This is a genomic window from Pinirhizobacter sp., from assembly GCF_036499745.1.
GTDB lineage: Bacteria > Pseudomonadota > Gammaproteobacteria > Xanthomonadales > Rhodanobacteraceae > Pinirhizobacter.
In genome coordinates this window covers 32862-51974 of record NZ_DASYDG010000001.1, presented here as the reverse complement: position 1 = coordinate 51974, position 19113 = coordinate 32862, and the positions used below count along the sequence as shown (strand labels likewise).

Annotated in this window: 12 protein-coding genes and 1 pseudogene; 9 read left to right on the top strand and 4 right to left on the bottom strand. The window is 63.9% G+C overall.

The genetic code is table 11. The annotated features are described in order from the left end of the window. Positions 1-146 precede the first annotated feature (146 nt). From VGM61_RS00205 to VGM61_RS00185, 5 genes are all read left to right on the top strand, one after another. Positions 147-998 carry a DUF72 domain-containing protein gene (locus VGM61_RS00205; protein WP_331520673.1) on the top strand — a complete coding sequence of 284 codons (852 nt, stop codon included), beginning with the start codon at positions 147-149 and terminating at the stop codon, positions 996-998. Positions 999-1015: 17 nt separating this feature from the next. Beyond that, on the top strand, positions 1016-1459 hold the full coding sequence (locus VGM61_RS00200) for a ribonuclease domain-containing protein (protein ID WP_331520672.1): 444 nt from the start codon (positions 1016-1018) through the stop codon (positions 1457-1459). Further along, entirely contained in the window at positions 1456-1890 is a 435-nt protein-coding gene (locus VGM61_RS00195) for a barstar family protein (RefSeq protein ID WP_331520671.1), read from the top strand. Before VGM61_RS00200 ends, VGM61_RS00195 begins: the two co-directional genes overlap by 4 nt. A 78-nt stretch (positions 1891-1968) precedes the next feature. Then, positions 1969-2265 carry a cupin domain-containing protein gene (locus tag VGM61_RS00190; protein WP_331520670.1) on the top strand — a complete coding sequence of 99 codons (297 nt, stop codon included), beginning with the start codon at positions 1969-1971 and terminating at the stop codon, positions 2263-2265. Between the two features lie 26 nt (positions 2266-2291). Then, positions 2292-2528 carry a hypothetical protein gene (locus VGM61_RS00185; protein WP_331520669.1) on the top strand — a complete coding sequence of 79 codons (237 nt, stop codon included), beginning with the start codon at positions 2292-2294 and terminating at the stop codon, positions 2526-2528. A gap of 54 nt (positions 2529-2582) precedes the next feature. On the opposite strand, the gene VGM61_RS00180 is transcribed toward VGM61_RS00185, so the two are convergent. Beyond that, positions 2583-3617 carry a LacI family DNA-binding transcriptional regulator gene (locus tag VGM61_RS00180; protein ID WP_250626684.1) on the bottom strand — a complete coding sequence of 345 codons (1035 nt, stop codon included), beginning with the start codon at positions 3615-3617 and terminating at the stop codon, positions 2583-2585. 89 nt (positions 3618-3706) lie between these two features. Next, a pseudogene (locus tag VGM61_RS00175) lies at positions 3707-5004 on the bottom strand (sugar MFS transporter). Between the two features lie 403 nt (positions 5005-5407). Here VGM61_RS00175 and glk point away from each other — a divergent pair. From glk to VGM61_RS00160, 3 genes are all read left to right on the top strand, one after another. After that, a complete protein-coding gene (glk, locus tag VGM61_RS00170; RefSeq protein WP_331520668.1) occupies positions 5408-6397 on the top strand; it encodes a glucokinase in 990 nt (329 codons plus the stop codon). 146 nt (positions 6398-6543) lie between these two features. Next, positions 6544-9273 carry a TonB-dependent receptor gene (locus tag VGM61_RS00165; RefSeq protein WP_331520667.1) on the top strand — a complete coding sequence of 910 codons (2730 nt, stop codon included), beginning with the start codon at positions 6544-6546 and terminating at the stop codon, positions 9271-9273. A 152-nt stretch (positions 9274-9425) separates the two neighbouring features. Continuing rightward, entirely contained in the window at positions 9426-11732 is a 2307-nt protein-coding gene (locus VGM61_RS00160) for a family 20 glycosylhydrolase (RefSeq protein ID WP_331520666.1), read from the top strand. A gap of 8 nt (positions 11733-11740) precedes the next feature. Here the strand turns inward: VGM61_RS00160 and VGM61_RS00155 are convergent, their stop codons facing one another. Further along, positions 11741-12427, bottom strand: a complete 687-nt coding sequence (locus VGM61_RS00155; protein ID WP_331520665.1) for a TMEM175 family protein — start codon at positions 12425-12427, stop codon at positions 11741-11743. 45 nt (positions 12428-12472) lie between these two features. Further along, positions 12473-16780 (bottom strand): DEAD/DEAH box helicase, encoded by a 4308-nt coding sequence (locus VGM61_RS00150; protein WP_331520664.1) that lies wholly within the window; start codon positions 16778-16780, stop codon positions 12473-12475. Positions 16781-16876: 96 nt separating this feature from the next. On the opposite strand from VGM61_RS00150, the gene VGM61_RS00145 reads away from it, so the two are divergent. Further along, positions 16877-19063, top strand: a complete 2187-nt coding sequence (locus VGM61_RS00145) for a beta-glucosidase (RefSeq protein WP_331520663.1) — start codon at positions 16877-16879, stop codon at positions 19061-19063. Positions 19064-19113: the final 50 nt, after the last annotated feature.

The window sequence follows — 19113 nt, the reverse complement described above, 5'->3', positions numbered from 1 at the left end:
GGTATAGCGCTGCCAAAAATAGATGGGCAATCCAGCAGGCCATAAGGGGTCAGAGCATTTTTACGGTCGACGAAGTACCCTGACCCCTTAAGCGTGCGTCGCCCCGGCCGTGGCATCATGCGGTGCCATCGCTTCGATCGCCTGCCATGCCTATCCGCACCGCCAGCAAAGATCTGTTCGCCGCTCCCGCAGCGCAGCACGCGGTCCGTATTGGCATCGGCGGCTGGACGTATGCGCCCTGGCGCAAGAATTTCTATCCGGATGGCCTGGTACAAAAGCGCGAACTGGAATACGCCAGTCGCCATCTGCGCGTCATCGAGATCAACGGCACCTTCTATGGCGCACAGAAGCCAGCCACCTATGCGCGCTGGGCAGCCGAAACGCCGGAAGGCTTTGTGTTCTCGCTCAAGGCGCCGCGTTATATCACCCAAAGCAGGCGCCTGGGGGACAGTGCTAAAGGCATTGCCGCGTTCATCGAAGGTGGACTGGATCAGATGGGCGATCGCCTGGGTCCGATCCTGTGGCAATTGCCGCCGTCGCATCGCTTCGATGCGGATGACCTCGATGCGTTCCTGCACCTGCTGCCGGCCACGTTGGCTGGGCGCCCGCTTCGGCATGTCCTGGAAGTACGGCATGAGAGTTTCCTCAGCGACGAATACGTGGCGCTGGCGCGCTCGCATCGCATCCCGACGGTTTTCACCGATTCGCCGAAGTTCCCATCGCTAGCCGATACAACGGGTGATTTCACCTATGCCCGATTGATGCGCAGCGAAGATGGCGTCGCCACGGGCTACAGCGCGAAGGATCTGGACGCCTGGTCGAAACGCGCGCAACGCTGGGCGATTGGCCAGGACAATCCCGAGCTTCCGCACGTGGATGCCGCCCTGCCTGATGGCGGCGCGCGCGATGTTTTCATCTTCTTCATCAGCGCCGCCAAGCACCGCAACCCGGCGGCAGCGATGGCACTGCAAGCGCGCGTGGACAAAGCCCACCGGTAATCGCCCGAGGAATCGCTATGCGTGCCAACCGTCTTCTTCCGCTACTGGTTCTCATCGCGCTGGTCGGCTGGCTCTACTTCAAGCCGATGCAGCACGGCCAGGTAGATACCGCGAAGCCCACGCCGCAAGGTCAGGTAAGCACCACGCCACCGGCAAGCTACCAGGCCGAGGGCGCTTGCCCGGTGTTGCCAGGCTTCCTGCCTCAGGAAGCCTTACAGACCATCAAGTTGATCGAAGGCGACGGTCCGTTTCCGCATCGCCAGGACGACACGGTGTTCGGCAATCGCGAAGGCCTGCTGCCTTCCCAGGCGAATGGCTACTACCACGAGTACACCGTCGAAACGCCGGGTAGCGACACGCGTGGCGCGCGACGAATCATCACCGGCGGTACGCCGCCAGCGGTGTACTACTACACCGCCGATCACTACAGCAGCTTCCGCTGTTTTCAGGTGCATCCATGAATTCCCTGCTCGACATCGACCTGAACGACGCCACCACCCATGGCGTCTTCTTCGTCACCCAGGACGATATCGCCGCGCTCGATGGCGCTGCCCAATCCACCTCACTGCGCACGCTGCCTATCGACCTGCACGATTGCACCGACAAGGCATCGCTGCTGCGCCACCTGGATGATGCGCTGCACTTTCCGGCCGGCTTCGGCGGCAACTGGGATGCACTCTCCGACAGCCTGCGCGACCTGTCGTGGCTACGCGCCAAAGGTTATCTGTTACTGATCACGCACGCTGAAACGCTTCGGGATGCCGACGAGGCAGAGTTTGATATTTTCACGGGCATCCTGGACGAGGCCGCCGAAAGCTGGCACTCCGCCGGCGTGCCGTTCCTCGCCTGCATTGCGCTGCCCGAAAGCGCTGCTGACGAGGCCGATGCTTGAGCGAAATGACATTACCTTTGCTCCTGGCGCGGCAACGTACCTATCAATACGATATTGCCTTTCCTGGAGGACAGACTGATGGCGTTGGTCGATTTTGAATCGCTAGCGGCGGATCTTCCGACCGCCTGGACCTCCTTCGTCACCGGGCAGGTGGGTCCGGCGCGTATCAAGGTTATTCGCATGGACGATCAGGCATACGAGGAAGAAACGCATGACTACAACGAAGGTCTTCTGGTCATCAACGGAAAGATGATGCTGCAGGTGCGGGGCGAAGAGGTTGTGGTGTCGGCGGGACAGATGTACTTGGCGATTGCGGGTGTTCCGCACTCGGTATTGCCAGGTAGTTATGGCACGTTGGTGATCATCGATATGTAACGGATGTACGAATACAGGAAGGATTGATGTTCGAGGATGCAACAAGGATTGTCGGGTCAATCGTCCGGTATGTTGTTGTGGACGTGATTTTCGACTTCGTACTCCTCCAGGTAGGACGTGGTGCCTTGCTCGCAGTCACCATGGGCCGGTATCCGACGCGCAACGATTGTGAGCGATCCCGCAGTGGCATTGAGTGGGCCGGATTTCTGACCCTTGTCGTCATCTGGTTGGCTATCGCGGTCTATAACAACCTTCGGGAATGATCGCGACTGGCATTAATGCCGGCGAGCAAGCCTTCCGACCCTCACTAACGACAGCTACTTCCGAATCGGCGCCGTCGACCCGCGCACCACCAGCTCCGGACTGAACCCCTCATTGCTGATTTCCCCGGCAATACCATGCGCCTCACGCTCAAGCTCCGCGATCAACCGCCGCGTCGCATGCCGGCCGATATCCGTCGTGGCCTGCCGCGCAGTAGTAAGCGCCGGCCAGCTCTGCTTGGAGAACGGGCTGTCCTCGAAGCCAGCGATTGAAAGCTCCCACGGCACATCGATACCGCCAGACTTTGCCGCCGCCAGCACACCGGCAGCGATCTCGTCGTTCGAACCGAAGATCGCAGTGGGGCGGTGCTCAAGCGCAAGCAGCTTGCGCGCACCGCGAAATCCATCATCGAAGGAATAATCTCCCTCCACCACCAGCTCGTTATCCAGCGGCATGCCGTACGCGCGAAGCGCGTCTTCATAACCCTGGTAGCGCTCCGGGCTGGAGCGGTGATGCTTGCCTCCCCACAGGAAACCGATGCGGTGGTGGCCCAGCTGGATCAGGTGCTCGGTGATGGCGTAAGCGGCATCGCGGTCGTCCACGAATACGCAGGGGTAGCCGTCTTTCGGATCTTTGCGCGCGGAAATGATGCGTACAAACGGGATCTTTTCCGCAGCCAGCGTTTCGATCAATTCCTTCTGCTCAGACATCGGCGGCGCCAGCACCAGGCCCGCCAGCCGAGAACGCCGCACCAGTTCGCATAATTCCTCGACCAGGGTGGGCGAGGTGGAATCGCAGGGGTGGATCTGCAGGCCGAAACCGCGCTCGCGGCATACCGACAGCACGCCGTTCTGCATGCTGATCACGTAGTGCGCGTTGGGGTTGTCGTACACCAGGCCGATGGCCCAGGCCCGCGTGCCACGCAGGCTTCGGGCTGAAGGATCGGGCTGGTAGCCCAGCGCGTCGATGGCGCGCTGGACCTTCTCCCGGGTACGCTCGTGGACGGAAGGCTCGTTGTTGATCACCCGGGAGACGGTCTTGAGCGAAACGCCCGCCTTCTCGGCAACGTCCTTGATGGTCGGACTGCGCACCCGTTCTTCTCCGCCTTCGTGATTCCGCCGCCCATCGTAGCGGATGGACGGCACCGAATGCAGGATTGGCGCCTTCCTGCGCGGCATATTCAGCCCAGTCGGTGCTGGCCGACCTTATGTCCCGCCAGGCCGAAATAGAGGATGTACAGGTAGCAGGGCACCATCAGCGCGGCGAACACCATCTGGAAGTCGTGGTGTTGCTTCAAGTACCCGAAGAGAGGCGGAATGATGCCGCCGCCGGCGATGCCCATGATCAGCAGTGCCGAACCGCGTTCGGTCAGGCCGCCCAGGCCGCGGATGGCCAGCGGGAAGATCGCCGGCCACATCATCGCGTTGGCAAACCCCAGTGCTGCCACGAAGGCCACCGAAACGTAGCCCGTGGTGAGCGAGGCGGCCAGCACGAACACCACGCCCAGCACTGCCGACAGTGCCAGGTAGGCGTGCTGGGTGATCACCCGCGGGATCAGCACCAGGCCTGCCAGATAACCGGCCAGCATGGCAAACAGCGTGTACGAGGTGAAATGGCGCGTCGCCTCCAGCGGCAACCCAAGGCCCTGGCCGTAGGTGCCGATGGCGTCGCCCGCCATCACTTCCACGCCCACGTACAGGAACAGGCACAGCACACCAAGCCAAAGATGCGGAAAGCTGAAGATGCCGCCGTGCGCGTGGCCGATGGTGCGTTCGGTGTTGGCGCCGGCGGGCTTGATCTCCGGCAGCGACGAACGCACCACCCAGATCGCCAGCAACACCAGCAGGCCCGCCATCACCATGTATGGCATGTGCACCTTGGCGGCGAAAGCATTGAGCAGGGCCTCGCGGCTGGCTGCGTCCGGTGCGGCGGTAACCTGGCTGCCGAAGTCGGCGATGTTGGACAGCACCAGTGCGCCGAACACGAAGGGCGCCAGCGCGCCGGCCACCTTGTTGCAGATGCCCATGAAGGCGATGCGCTGCGCCGCGCTCTCGATCGGCCCCAGGATGCTGATGTACGGATTGGAGGCCGTCTGCAGCAGCGAAAGCCCCGCGCCGATCACGAACAGGCCCGTGAGCGCGCCGCCGAAGCTGCGCATGGAAACGAACTGGCCAAAGGTGACCGCGCCGATCGCCATAATGAACAGGCCCAGCCCCATGCCTTTCTTCATGCCCGTGCGCTTCAACACGATCGATGCCGGGATGGCCAGGAAGAAGTACGACAGGTAGAAGGCCGACGGCACCAGGAAGGCGTAGAAGTCGTCCACCTGGAAGGCGAGCTTGACGAAAGTGATCAGCGGGCCGTTGAGCCAGGTGACGAAACCGAAGATGAAGAAAAGCACGCCGATGATGATCATCGGCAGCACGCTGGACTGGCGGGCCGGCAAGGCCTCTGGAATGGCGGACATGACTTGTACAACTCCCCGTCGTTCGGCCACGCGCTCAATGCGACGACACCGTTGTCCGCTTTATTGACCGGGCGGCGTAACGTTGTCAATCAGCCATTGCCCCCGGCCTTCGATACCGGCATGACTGACGACACGGATGGACATCACCTTTGCTGCGGCGCAGCAAGCGATCTGCGCGGTAAAACGCACGCTTATGTATGGCCGATGTGAACATTCCAGACAGTCACGGACAGCCCATCGTGTTGCAGCGCGCGAGAAGAAGTACCCGATCTAGGACTTTTTGCTCGTTGACAACGTTGTCATTCCGAAGCCATATTGCGGACAAGCGCGGCGCCCAGCGGCATCGATGGGCGCCCATTGGGTCGGGGCAAGGGGACAGGTGTGGCGACAGCTGCCAACCACAGGACACTTCAGATGGTGAAACCCCAGGGTTCGCCGTTCATCGCGGCGGATGTCGGCGGCACGCACGCACGCATCGGCCTGGTCAGTGCCCAGGTGTCCGGCGTGAACGTGCTGCACTACGAGCGTTACACCTGCGCCGATTGGCCCAGCCTTACCGCTGTGCTTGCGGATTTCATTGCCAAGGCCGGCGTCGAAGGCCCGGTTGAACATTGCGCCGTGGCCTGTGCGGGCTACGTGCTGGACGACGCCATCGTCAACGACAACCTTGCCTGGCGGGTATCGATCAGCGACATACGCTCATCGCTGTCCATCGGCCAGCTGGCCGTGGTCAACGACTTCGAAGCCGTGGCCTATGCCACGCAGTTCCTGGATCTTGCCCAGACCACCACCGTGATCGCCGCCAGCAAGCCGTCGGCGCCGGGCCCGGTCCTGGTGATGGGCCCGGGCACCGGCTTGGGTTCGGCCGTGCTGCTGCCGGGCGAGCCGCGTGCACGCGTGCTGCCCACGGAAGCGGGGCAGATATCGCTGGCGCCGGGCACCGAGCGCGAGATCGAGATCCTTCGCCAGTTGTCGAAGGAATACGACTACGTATCGATGGAGCGGGCTCTTAGCGGTCCGGGCCTGTTGAACCTGTACCGGGTGATCGCGGGCCTGCGTGGCCTGCCAGTCGCACTGGCAGAGCCTGCCGACATCACCGCTGCCGCGCTCGCCAAGAGCGACGAGGCGGCGGTCGAGGCCCTGGACACGTTCTGCGCATTGCTGGGCAGCTTCGTCGGCGACCTGGCCATGCTTTACGGCGCGACCGGCGGCGTATTCCTTGCCGGCGGAATTCTGCCGCAGGTGCGCGACGTGCTGCTGCAAAGCCAGTTCGAACACCGCTTCTTCAACAAGGGCGTGATGCGGGCCTTCCTGCAGAAGGTCTCAGTGCGCCTGATGGACCACGGCCAGTTGGGCGTGATCGGTGCCGCCGGGTTGTACCTCGACGGCAACTTCGCCCAGTGACGGGCTTTTAAGCCATACGAAGTTTTGAAGTCCAGCTAGTTCGCAATACCCAAGAAACGGGCCGCAAGGCCCAGCCAACCAACGGACACCGGCCCCGCCGCAGGGGCTGCCGCTCAAAAATCGAAAGCCTCTGAGGGGAGGACGCCATGTCATTCAGCAAGAATCTACTTGCCGCCAGCATCATCGCCAGCCTTTGCATGGCCGGCACTGTCCTCGCGCAGGACGCCGCCCAGGTCACCGGCGACAACGCCGCCAAGCCCAGTCCCGACAAAAAGAAAGCGACCGAGCTCTCCACGGTGGTCGTCACAGGCATCCGCGACAGCGAAGCGGAAGCACTGAACCTGAAGCAGGAGGCTGTCTCCCACGTGGAGATCGTCACCGCCGAGGATATCGGCAAGCTGCCGGCCAAGAACGTGGCCGATACCCTGCAGCGCCTTCCCGGCGTGAATATTTCCTCGTCGAGCGCCTCGGAAGGCGGCTTCGACGAAAACGACCGCGTGGCCCTGCGCGGCACCAATCCCAGCATGACCCAGACCCTGGTCAACGGACATACCGTGGGCACGGGCGACTGGTTCGTGCTGAGCCAGGTGCAGACGGTGGGCCGTAGCGTGAGCTACAGCCTGCTGCCGTCGGAAATCGTAAGCCAGGTAGTGGTGCACAAGACCTCCGAGGCCAACATCGTCGAAGGCGGCAGTGCCGGCTCGGTCGACATCATCACCCGCCGGCCGCTGGAATTCGCCAAGCAGTACACCGCCGAGGCCTCCGTCGGTGGCGTGTATTCGGACCTGCCTTCCAAGACCGAGCCGCAGTTCAGCGGCCTGTTCAACTGGAAGAACAACGACAACACCTTCGGCATCCTGGGCCAGGCCTTCTATGAGAAGCGCAGCCTGGAGCGTGACGGCCAGGAAGTGGTCGGCGGCTACATCCCGATCACCGCCGGTCCGCTGGCCGGCAAATACACACCGGAACTGCTCGGCACCACGCTGTTCACCCAGAAGCGCGAGCGCAAGGGTGGCGTGGTCGATATCGAGTTCAAGCCCACCGACAACCTCACCCTGGACCTGTCGGGCTTCTATTCGAAGATGAAAGCCGACAACTACAACCGCAACTACATGATCTGGAGCAGCAAGTTCGTCAACACGGCTACGCCTACTCCGGGCTACGTGGTGAACAAGAACGGCGTGGTATCCCAGGCCAACTACGATCCGGTCCCGGGCGACAACACGCCTTACGGCGTGTACGACATGATCTCGCGCCCGGGTGCGTCGTCACAGTCGAAGTACCTCACGCTCGATGGCGCCTGGAACGCCACCGACCACCTGACCATCAAGGGCCAGGCGGGTACCACCGAAGGTCGTGGCGACAGCCCGAACCAGGATGTGCTGGAGACCGGCATCCAGCCCGGCGGCGGCGCAGGTTGGGCGCAGCATGGCCTGGGCAGTCCCTACGATGTGCACCTTGGCTCCGACAACACCAGCCTGGCCTCCTCCGGGTTTCAGCCGTCCAGCGGCTGGATCTTCGGTGACCAGGACATCCACGTGAAGGACAAGGAGCATTGGGGCCAGTTGGACGGCGAGCTTGCCTTCGACGACAACCCGCTTTCATCCCTGCAGTTCGGCGTGCGCTATGCCGACCACACGCGTGAGAACAAGACCGATATCGGCCAGGGTCCGCTCAACGGCCTGGGCGATCCGTCGGACTACCCGCAGAATGTCAGCAACTATCCCGGTCACTTCGGTGACGGCCTGGGCGCCACCTTCCCCAGCAACATCTGGTACTACACGCCGGGCCAGCTGGCGGCGATCGATGCTGCGAAGGCCAACCGTGACCCCATTGCCCGATTCAACTGGGGCAACATCTACAAGGTCGAGGAAAAGGATAGTGCCGCCTACCTGCAGGCGAACTTCACCGGCCAGCAGTGGAGCGCCAACGCGGGCGTGCGCTATGTGCGCACGAAAGAGGACATCAACTACAACTCCACCAACCCCGATGCCTACACCGCTGCCGGTCCCTTCCCGGGTTCTGCATTCGGTACGTACTACACCAGCAACTACAACCACACGTATAGCAAGGCCTTGCCGAGCGCCAACTTCAAGTGGAGCTTCACCGACGAGCTGGTGGGCCGCCTGGCGGCTTCGAAGACCATGACCCGCCCGGATTACTCCGCGCTGGCCGGTTCCGTGTCGCTTGATGACCTCACCCACACCGGTAGCGGCGGTAACCCGCAGCTCAAACCCATCATCTCCACGAACTTCGACGCGGCCCTTGAATGGTACTTCGCACCGCGCGGCCTGCTGTCGTTCGGCGTGTACAAGATGAACCTGAAGGACTATGTGAACTTCGGTCCGGAGTCACGCACGTTCAAGGACCAGCAGGCTTCCATCGCCGCCGGTACGGATGTGTTCAACACCTACCTGGTGAGCGTGCCGGTGAACGTGGACGGTTCGGTCAAGGGTGCGGAACTGAACTACATCCAGCCGATCGGTGAGAACTTCGGCGTGTCCACCAACTACACGTACTCCGACGGCCATACCGACAAGGACGATGGCCCGCTGCAGGGCAACTCGAAGCGCACGGCCAATATTTCGGCCTACTTCGAAAACAAGGTGTTCAACGCCCGCGTCAGCTACACCTACCGCTCGGAGTTCTTCGCCGGCGTCAGCCGCACGGACAACTTCTACCAGCGCGGTATCGGCAACCTGGCGGTATCGATGGGTTACAACCTGACCGACAACGTCGCGCTGTCGTTCGATGCGATGAACCTCAATCGTCCGGTGCTCAAGTACTACACGAAGGCCGATGTCTACGGCAAGCAGCCGTACGCGTTCTACGACAACGGCCGCCAGTACTACATGAACGTGCGCTTCAAGTTCTAAAAGTTGGCTCAAGCGACCTTGCGGTGCTGCCCGCAAGGTCGTCTTCTCCCCAAGGGCCCTGTGACCAGGGCCCTATTTTTTTGTCCCGGCCGCGGGAATTCGTGGCAGCATGGCTGGGCTGGCGAGGGTGGCGACGGTATGGAGGACAAGGGATGAACAAGTACGCTTGTGTGGTGGCGATGATGGCCGTAGGCATGCTCGCAGCTTGCACCATGCCAATGAAGAACGAATCACACGCGCCCGCCGGTGCCGCGGGCACGGGCGAGGCTATCGCGCCGTTGTCGCTCATTCCCGCCGTAGCCAGGCTCGACCGGCACGCCGGATCGTTCGCCCTGCGCGAAGGCACCCGGATCATTGCACCGGCCGGTGATGAAGGCGCGCATCGCGTTGCCCAGTACCTGGCCGACCGGATCAAGCGCAGCACGGGCATGCAACTCACCGTTGCCGATGGTGGCGATGCGAAGGGTGCCATCGTGCTGGTGAGCGATCCGGCCATCGAAGGCGAGGAAGCTTATGCGCTGGATGTCACCAGCGACGGCGCCAGCATCCGTGCCAGCCGCTCCCACGGTTTGTTCTATGGCGCGATCACCCTGTGGCAGGCGATGACCGCGCAACCGGAATCGCATGCCATCCCGGCGATGCACGTGGACGACGCCCCGCGTTTTGCCTGGCGCGGATTGATGATCGATTCGGCACGGCATTTCCGGTCCACCGACGAGCTGCGCAAGATCATCGACCAGATGGCGCTGCTGAAGCTCAACACCTTCCACTGGCACCTGACCGACGACCAGGGCTGGCGCCTTGAGATCAAGAAATACCCCGACCTCACCCGCATCGGCGGCTGCCGCAAGGCCGTGGGCCCCGATGTCGCCCTTACCGATGGACCGGGCAAGCCCTATTGCGGCTTCTACACGCAGGATGATGTCCGCGACATCGTGGCCTATGCCGCCGAGCGCTACATCACCGTGGTGCCGGAAATCGAGATGCCTGGCCATGCACAGGCGGCGATAGCTTCCTATCCGCAGCTGGGCGTAACGAAAAAGCGGCCACCGGTATCCACCGATTGGGGTGTGATGCCATATCTGTACAGCCCCTCGGATAAGACCTTTACCTTCATGGAGAACGTGCTTGACGAAGTGATGACACTGTTCCCGTCCACGTATATCCATGTGGGCGGCGATGAAGCCATCAAGGACCAGTGGCAGGCCTCGAAGGCCGTGCAGGCGCAGATGAAGCAGCTAGGCATCACCAGCGAGGAGAAACTCCAGGGCTGGTTCATCGCACGCATCGGCGCTTATCTTGATGAGCACGGCCGTCGTCTGATCGGTTGGGACGAGATTCTTGACGGCGATGTCCCGGCATCGGCGGCAGTGATGTCATGGCGTGGCAGCAAGGGTGCGGTGATCGCGGCGAACAAGGGCCACGACGTGGTGCTGGCGCCGGCGCCTGAGCTTTACCTCGACAATGTGCAAAGCAGCCTTCCCGACGAAGTGCCAGGCCGCATGCCGGTGATCACGCTTGAAGCGCTGTATCACTTCGAGCCGGTCCCGGCGGAGATAAGCGCGGAGAACGCAAAACATGTGCTTGGCGCGGAGGCCACCATCTTCGCCGAGCAAACGCCCACGGACGCCCGCGTCGAACATGCCGCATTCCCGCGCCTGGCGGCGCTTGCCGAACGCACCTGGACAAACCAGGCCGACTGGCAGGATTTCCTCGCTCGCATGCCGGCACAGATGGCCCGCTTCAAGAGCGACGATATCAACGCCGCCGATACCGCCTTCGGCGTGGCATTGGAAGCATCGGCCAATGGCGACAAGGCCATGGTGAAGCTTTCCACGCAAACGGGCCTTGGCAGCATCCATTACACGATCGATGGCAGCACGCCCGTGTCGACATCGCCGACCTACACGGCCCCGATCGACGTACCCTTGCCCACTACGCTTACCGCCACAGCCTTTGTGAATGGCCAGGCATTGGCCAAACCGCGAAGCCAGGTAGTGGACGCCGACTCACTGCTTCGTCGCGATAGCACGGCGCTTGAGCTATGCACCGACTCCAATGGCTCGCGCCAGGAAGCAGCGTTGCCGGTGGACGGTCCGCGCCGCGTGCACTTCGTGGACATCATGAATACCTGCTGGCGCTGGAAGGGCGCCGATCTCACCGGTGTGCACCACATTGCCATCGAGGTGGATCGCCTGCCCTGGAACTTCGCCCTGGCCCACGACATTACCAACGTCGTGGCGCGGCCGAAGCACAGCAAGGCCGGCGAGGTCGAGGTGCGCCTGGACGGTTGCGAGGGTGAGCCTGCGGCTTCGCTTGGCCTGGCTCCGGCGCATGACGGCAAGGCCACGCTTACCGGCGATCTGCAGGGCGAAGGAACGCACGACCTGTGCATCGTGGTCACCGGCAAGCCCGGCCCATCCTTCTGGGTACTGGGTAACGTGCAACTGCAACGGTAACGCGTGGGTTAGTCCGGTCGCCCGGCGCGTGCACGCATGCGCCGGGAGATCCAGCTCATGCCCACCAGGAGGAAATAGACCAGGCCGGGCACCGCGTAGGTCCAGACGGGTCCATCGTTGGGCAGCGACAACGCCACGATGGCCGATAGCGCACCGACCCCCGCGGGGATCAGCCACAACACCGAACGAAGGCGCGGCACGAAATCATCCTCGCCGTGTACCACAGCCACCCTGGCCGCATGGCGGAACAACGCCGCCAGCGTCCCGGACATGCAGAAGTAACTGAGGCCGAAGATGGCGAACAGCGATTTCACCTCTTCCGCACGGTGCAGCCCGAAGTCGCTGGACAGAAGTCCACCGGACATCGAGTTGAACAGGCTCGCATACACCATGTGCAGCGGGTAGACCACGATCAGTGCGAAGAACACCAGCAGCAATGACAGCAGCAGCCCTCCGCGCGTGGCACGCGTGCAGTGCGTGCGCCATTGCACGTGGCCATACCAGAACCGCGCCATCTGCGCGAAACAGGCGGCCGCTGCCGGTACATTTCCCAGCAGGTGCACCATCTTGTCCACGTCGTTGGGAATTTCCGCGCCGCCAATGGCCAGCAGGGTGAGCGTGAAGGCGAAGGCGCCATCGACGAAGATATCCAGGCGGCCGGCTTCCAGACCCTCGCGGTGCACGGTCAGGCTCATGGGTTTTCCCCGCGGCGCGAACGGGCGCCGCCTTCGGGCATCTTGTCAGCCGGCGGAAGTCCCGGCAACCGTGGCCACGGGGATGGCGGCGCGCGGCGCGCGTGGATCACGCGTCAGGGCGAACCGGGCCTGTTGTTCCTGTGCGGGATCCAGGGCTGCAAGCGTGGCGAACTTGCCCGCCACCATCGAGGCCACGGGCACGCCGTCGACATAGACCACGCGGCTACCCAGGGTGGCCGGCACCTTGCTGCCCGCCACCAGGCCGCCTACCAGGTTCAGCGGATCGCAGCCGGAGACACACACATGTTCGCCGTCGTGTGCCCGTGTACGAACCTGCCGAAGTGCAGCCAGCGCATCGGGCAAGGCGAACTGCTCGCCCACAAGGCCTTCGATGAAGCGGCCGCCGCGGATCTCGCCGCGCGCTTCAAGGCGCTGGTACACGCGACGCAATTCCCGCCACGACGGCAACCACGGCGCCTCGCGTTCCAGCAGGCGCCACGCCACCACGCCATAGCGGCGAAGCAGGGTGCGCGCCACGTGCTCGAGCGCATCGGCGTCGTCGCGTTTCTCGCGGGTTTGCCGTGCCAGCGACCAGCGACCGGAATCCTCGATGCCGCTAAGCGCATGGCGGCGCACGCGGCGATGGCGCCCGTCACGCTTGGCCGCCGGCAGCAACAGCGAGCGAAGTCCGGCGAAACTATCGGCCGTGACGCGGCCGGCGGCTACCAGTTCGCCCAAAGCGTCTTCCAGTTCCGTGCGCAGCAGGTGCGTATGCGAGCTGAGTTCGTCGAAGAACAGCGCGCCCTCATCGCGTAGTGCATCGGCCACGGCCTGTGCGCGTGAGCCCAGTGTTACCTCGTGCGCGGGTGGCGCCAGCGCACTCCACACGCCCAACTGGCGACGCGGCAGTAACACGATCGGCGTGGCCCGCACGGGGCCAGCACCCGCACCGCTGCCGGGGCGTAAGCGGCCCCAGGTAACGCGACCGGCGCGGCAGAGGTCGTCGAGCCAGCCGATGCCGTAATCCTCGACCCGCCCAGGCAAAATCTCCGCTTCCCATGCACCGGCCGCGGCCTCGAAGCCTTCCAGCTGGGCGATGACGCCAGCCAGTGCATCCGGGCCACTGACCCGCGATTGGGCGCCCATGTGCTGCCAGTCAATCAGGAAGCGCATGAAGTCGCGCGGCGCCACCGGCTCGATCTCGCGGCGCAGCCGGCCGATGGTGTAGCGATGGATGCGCGCCAGCAAGTGGCGCTCGCACCATTGTTCACCGTCGATGGCCAGACTGAAACGCCCGCGCATAACATAGCCTTCCTGCTGCAAGCGGGACAGCGCGACAGTGATGTCGCTTTCGTCCACCGCCAGCACGGCGGCGAGGTTCGCTTCGGTCACAGGGCCCACGCAGGCAAGGCGCGAACGCAACAGTTCCACCAGCGCATCTTCGGGCGACCAGTCACGGATGAATTCCGCCGGTGCTTCAATGGCTGGTGACATAGAGGCGTCGGCGTGCAACGCACGCCACGTCGGCAGGCGCTCGGCGGTGACCCACATGCTGCCGCCGGCAAGCTCAAGGCGTGTAACGCGCGCATCGCGCGCGAGCTTGCCGAGCAAGTCACGCCACGACGGATCGATTTCCGCCTCAGCGATGCCGCCCATCAGCGTAAGTGCCTCATGCATTTCGTCGGCATCACGAGCCTCAGGCCAGGCTTCTTCGCGCACGGCCTCGATGGCCGATTCATCCAGCCGGCCCAGGTCGTCGGGACCTTTCACGTCGCTCCAGCGGCGTGACTGCACCGCCTGCGTGCGGCGCTCCTCGAGCGGGGCGTCGTCGAGGAAGGCATAAGGCGACGCGCCCAGTACCTCGGCTGCCAGCGGCGAGGGTGAGGTCAGGTCACGGCAGGCGACGGTCACCTCACCGGCTTCCATGCGGCGCAACAGCGTGAGCCAGCCCTCGGTATCCATGGCCTCGTGCAGGCAGTCGTCCATGGTCTGCGCCACCAGCGGGTGATCGGGTACCTCGCGTTCGCCGACGAGGTTCTCGGCGCAGGCCACCTGGTCGGGGAACACGGTGGCGAGGAAATCCTCGCTCTTCATGCGCTGCAGTTGCGGCGGTGTTTTCTTGCCACCGATGAAACGCGGCAGGGCCAACGAGGTCACCGCGTTCCAGCGCCAGCGCACGCCAAACAGCGGCGCATCCAGCAACGCCTGCACCAGCACATGTTCGGCGCTGGCCGAATGCAGGTAATGGGTCACTTCTTCCAACGGGAAGCTGTGACTGGTTGACAGCGACAGCACGATGGCATCTTCCGTGGCCGCCGCCTGCAGTTCGAAGTTGAACTTGCGGCAGAAGCGCTTGCGCAACGCCAGGCCCCAGGCGCGGTTGACCCGGCTGCCATAGGGCGTGTGGATGACCAGCTGCGTGCCACCGGATTCATCGAAGAACCGCTCCATCACCAGTTGCGACTGCGTGGGAAGCACGCCGCCGAGCGCGGCGGAAGCATGGGCAAGGTATTCGACGATCTGTTCGGCCGCCGGTCGCATGATCCCGACCTCATCGACAAGCCATGCCAGGGCGTCGGCCGGGCCGCCATTGGTGAGCCTGGCGGCGATTTCCCCGCGCAGGCGCGATACGCCCATCGACAGCTCGTCGCTGCGGCCCGGCGCCTCGCCCAGCCAGAAGGGAATACTCGGAGGCACGCCCTTGGCATCCTCCACACGAATGCGGTCGCGTTCCACGCGCAGGATGCGATAGGACGTATTACCCAGCTGGAAGATGTCGCCAGCCAGGCTCTCCACGGCAAAATCCTCATTCACCGAACCGATGATGATGGACGCCGGCTCCAGCACCACGGCGTAGTCGGCCATATCGGGAATGGTCCCGCCGGACATCACGGCCGTCATCTTCGCGCCACGGCGCGCGCGCAGTTTCTTGTGCACGGCGTCGCGATGGATATACGCCCCGCGCGGACCCACGCGCGTGGTGAAGCCTTCGGCAAGCATGCGTACGACTTCGTCGAACGAGGCGCGCGTGAGGTCGTGGTAGGGCCCGGCGCGGCGGAGGATGTCGTAGAGGGCGTCCTCGTCCCATTCGTCCACCGCCACTTCGGCCACGATCTGCTGGGCCAAGACATCCAGCGGTCCATGGGGAATATTCAAAGTGTCCAGCTCGCCGCGGCGCACGCAATCGAGCAGGGCTGCGCATTCGATCAGGTCATCGCGCGAGGTCGGGAACAGCCGGGCCTTCGGCGTACCGTCCACGGCGTGGCCAGCGCGGCCGCTACGCTGCAGGAAGGATGCAATCGAGCGTGGCGAGGCAAGCTGGCACACCAGGTCGACGTCACCGATGTCGATGCCAAGCTCCAGCGATGCGGTGGCCACCAGCACGCGCAGGGCGCCCGACTTCAGCCGCTGCTCGGCATCCAGGCGTTGCTCGCGCGACAGGCTGCCGTGATGGGCGGCTACCGCTTCCTTGCCCAATCGCTCGGAAAGATGTTTCGTGGCGCGTTCGGCCATGCGGCGCGTATTGACGAATACCAGGGTGGTGCGGTGTTGCTCGGCAAGGTTGTGCAGCCGGTTGTAGACCAGCTCCCAGGCGGCGTTGGACATTACCGCTTCCAGCGGCACGGGAGGAACCTCAAGCCCGAGGTCGCGTTCGCGCACGTGGCCGATGTCCACGATGTGGCATTCTTCGCCGCGGTCGCCCACCAGGAACCGCGCGACCTTCTCGATCGGCTTCTGCGTGGCGGAAAGACCGATGCGAAGCAGGCGCCGCTGGCATAGCGACTGCAGCCGTTCCAGGCTCAGTGCCAGGTGGCTGCCACGCTTGCTGGCGGCAATGGCATGGATTTCGTCCACGATCACCGTGCGCACATCGCCCAGCATGGCGCGCCCGGAATCCGATCCCAGCAGCACATAGAGCGACTCGGGCGTGGTCACCAGGATATGCGGCCGCGTGCGGCGCATGCGGTTGCGCTCGGCCGTTGGCGTGTCGCCGGTGCGCACCGCCGTGCGGATGTCGACTTCCGGAAGACCAAGTTTCGTCAGTTCCCGGCGAATGCCTTCCAGTGGCACTTCCAGGTTGATATGCACGTCGTTGGACAACGCCTTCAATGGCGACACATACACGATGGTCGTCTTGTCGGGCAGGCCGCCTTCGGCCAGGCCCTGGCGCACAAGTTCATCGAGCGCGGCCAGGAAGGCGGTAAGTGTCTTGCCCGAACCTGTTGGCGCTGCCACCAATGTGTGCCGGCCCTCACGGATGGCCGGCCACGCGGCCGCCTGTGCGGCCGTGGGGCGCGGAAACGCGCCTTCGAACCAGGCGGTGACGGCGGGGTGGAATGCGCGGAGCGGCATAGGTCAGATGTGGGGTCGGATCCGGCAAAATCCTACACCTGCCCTTGCCAAGCAGGCGTTAGGCAAGCAATCTTCCCTGGTTCTACCCTGAAGGAAATGGCCATGCCCCGTCGTCGCCTGCTCGTGCTCGCCCTTCTCGCCGCCACCTCGGTCCATGCAGCCGACAAGCCGCGGCCCTGGATGGACACCAGCCTCTCGCCCGACAAGCGCGCCGACCTCGTCCAGGCCGAATTGACCCAGGACGAGAAATTCCGCCTGATCCGCTCGGATTTCGGCGACAACGAGAAGGGCAAGCCGAAGAAGCCGGCCGGTGCACTGGGTTCGGCCGGCTACACCCCGGCGATCGAGCGACTGGGTATTCCCGCCATGCAGGAAACCGACGCGGGGCTGGGTGTACGCAGCCCGGGCCTTACCGGCAAGGGAGCCACCGCACTCCCGGCGGGCCTGGCCGTGGCGGCCACGTTCGATCCGGCCATCGCCTATGCGGGCGGCGCCATGATCGGCAGCCAGGCCCGGCGCAAAGGCTTCAATGGCATCCTGGCCGGCGGGGTCAACCTGGTGCGCGACCCGCGCAACGGCCGCAATTTCGAATACGCCGGCGAAGACCCGATCCTTGCCGGCACCATGGTGGGCAATGCAGTGAAAGGCATCCAATCCCAGCATATCCTCTCCACCGTCAAGCACTACGCCATCAACGCGCTTGAAACCGGCCGCAACACGCTAAGCGCCGACATCGACGAAACCGCGCTTCGCGAATCAGACCTGCTGGCCTTCGAACTTGCCATCGACATCGGCCAGCCGGGTTCGGTGATGTGCTCCTACAACCGCATCAACACGGTTTATGCCTGCGAACACCCATGGTTGCTCAATACCGTGCTGAAGCAGGATTGGGGCTACAAGGGTTACGTCATGAGCGACTGGGGCGGCGTGCACAGCTCTGCCGCGGCGGCCAATGCCGGCCTCGACCAGGAATCGGCCGGCAACGTGTTCGACGACCAGGTGTACTTCGATGTCCCGCTGCGCAAGGACCTTGCCGACGGCAAGGTGCCCCAGGCACGCATAGACGACATGGTGCATCGCATCCTGCGCAGCATGTTCGCCAGCGGCATCATCGATCATCCCGTGAGGGCCGCGCCGATCGACTTCAACGCCGACGCCGTTGTTGCGCGTAAAGCAGCGGAAGCAGGCTCGGTATTGCTGCGCAATGAAAACAACCTGCTGCCGCTGTCGGCCACCGTGAAAAGCGTGGCCGTGATCGGCGGCCATGCCGACAAAGGCGTGATCACCGGCGGCGGTTCCTCCTCGGTCGAACCGCCGGAAGGCAACGCGGTACCTGGTCTGCAGCCCACCGAGTGGCCCGGTCCCGTGCGCTACCAGCCGTCGGCGCCGCTGGCCGCGATCAACGCACAGACCGGTGGCAAGGCGAAGTACGCCGACGGTACTGATATTGCCGCGGCGGCCAGGCTTGCTGCCGACAGCGAAGTAGCCGTGGTGTTCGTGCAGCAGTGGACGGCAGAGTCGTTCGATCCGGCCACCATGGCACTGGACGGCAACCAGGACGCCCTGGTGGCTGCCGTGGCCAAGGCCAACCCGAAAACCATCGTGGTGATCCAGAACGACGGCCCGGTGAAGATGCCGTGGCTTTCCAATGTGGGCGCCGTGCTGGACGTCTGGTACGCCGGTGCCCGAGGAGGCGAGGCCATCGGTAACCTGTTGTTCGGCAAGGTCGGGCCGTCCGGCCGCCTGCCGGTGACCTGGCCAAAGGACGAATCGCAGCTGCCGCGCCCGACCATTGTGGGCGGGGGCTTCCCCAGCGGTAAGCCGGCGGACAAGGTGGACTACAACATCGAAGGTGCCGACATTGGCTACCGCTGGTTCCAGAAGAAAAACCTTACGCCGCTCTTCCCATTCGGCTATGGCCTTACCTATACGTCGTTCGACTATTCCGGGTTCAAGGTGCATCAGGCCAACGGCGATGTGGTGGCCGACGTCACGGTGAAGAACACCGGCAAGCGCGCCGGCATCGATGTGCCGCAGCTGTATGTCACGCTGCCCGACGGCACGCCGCGGCGCCTGGCAGGCTGGCAGCGCGTGTCCCTGCAGCCAGGTCAGAGCCGTACGGTGCAGATCAAGGCCAATCCGCACGCGCTGGCGCGATACAAGGATGGCTGGAAGATCGCTGCCGGCTCGTACGGCTTCGAGCTGGGCCATTCGGCCACGTCGTTTGAAGGTGATGCCAGGCTAAGCCTGCCTGCGGCGAACGTTGGCAACGGCGCCAGGTAACAGGCCGTAACGATGGCCGGGGCCAGGGTTCGGACTGGCCCCTCGTCTCG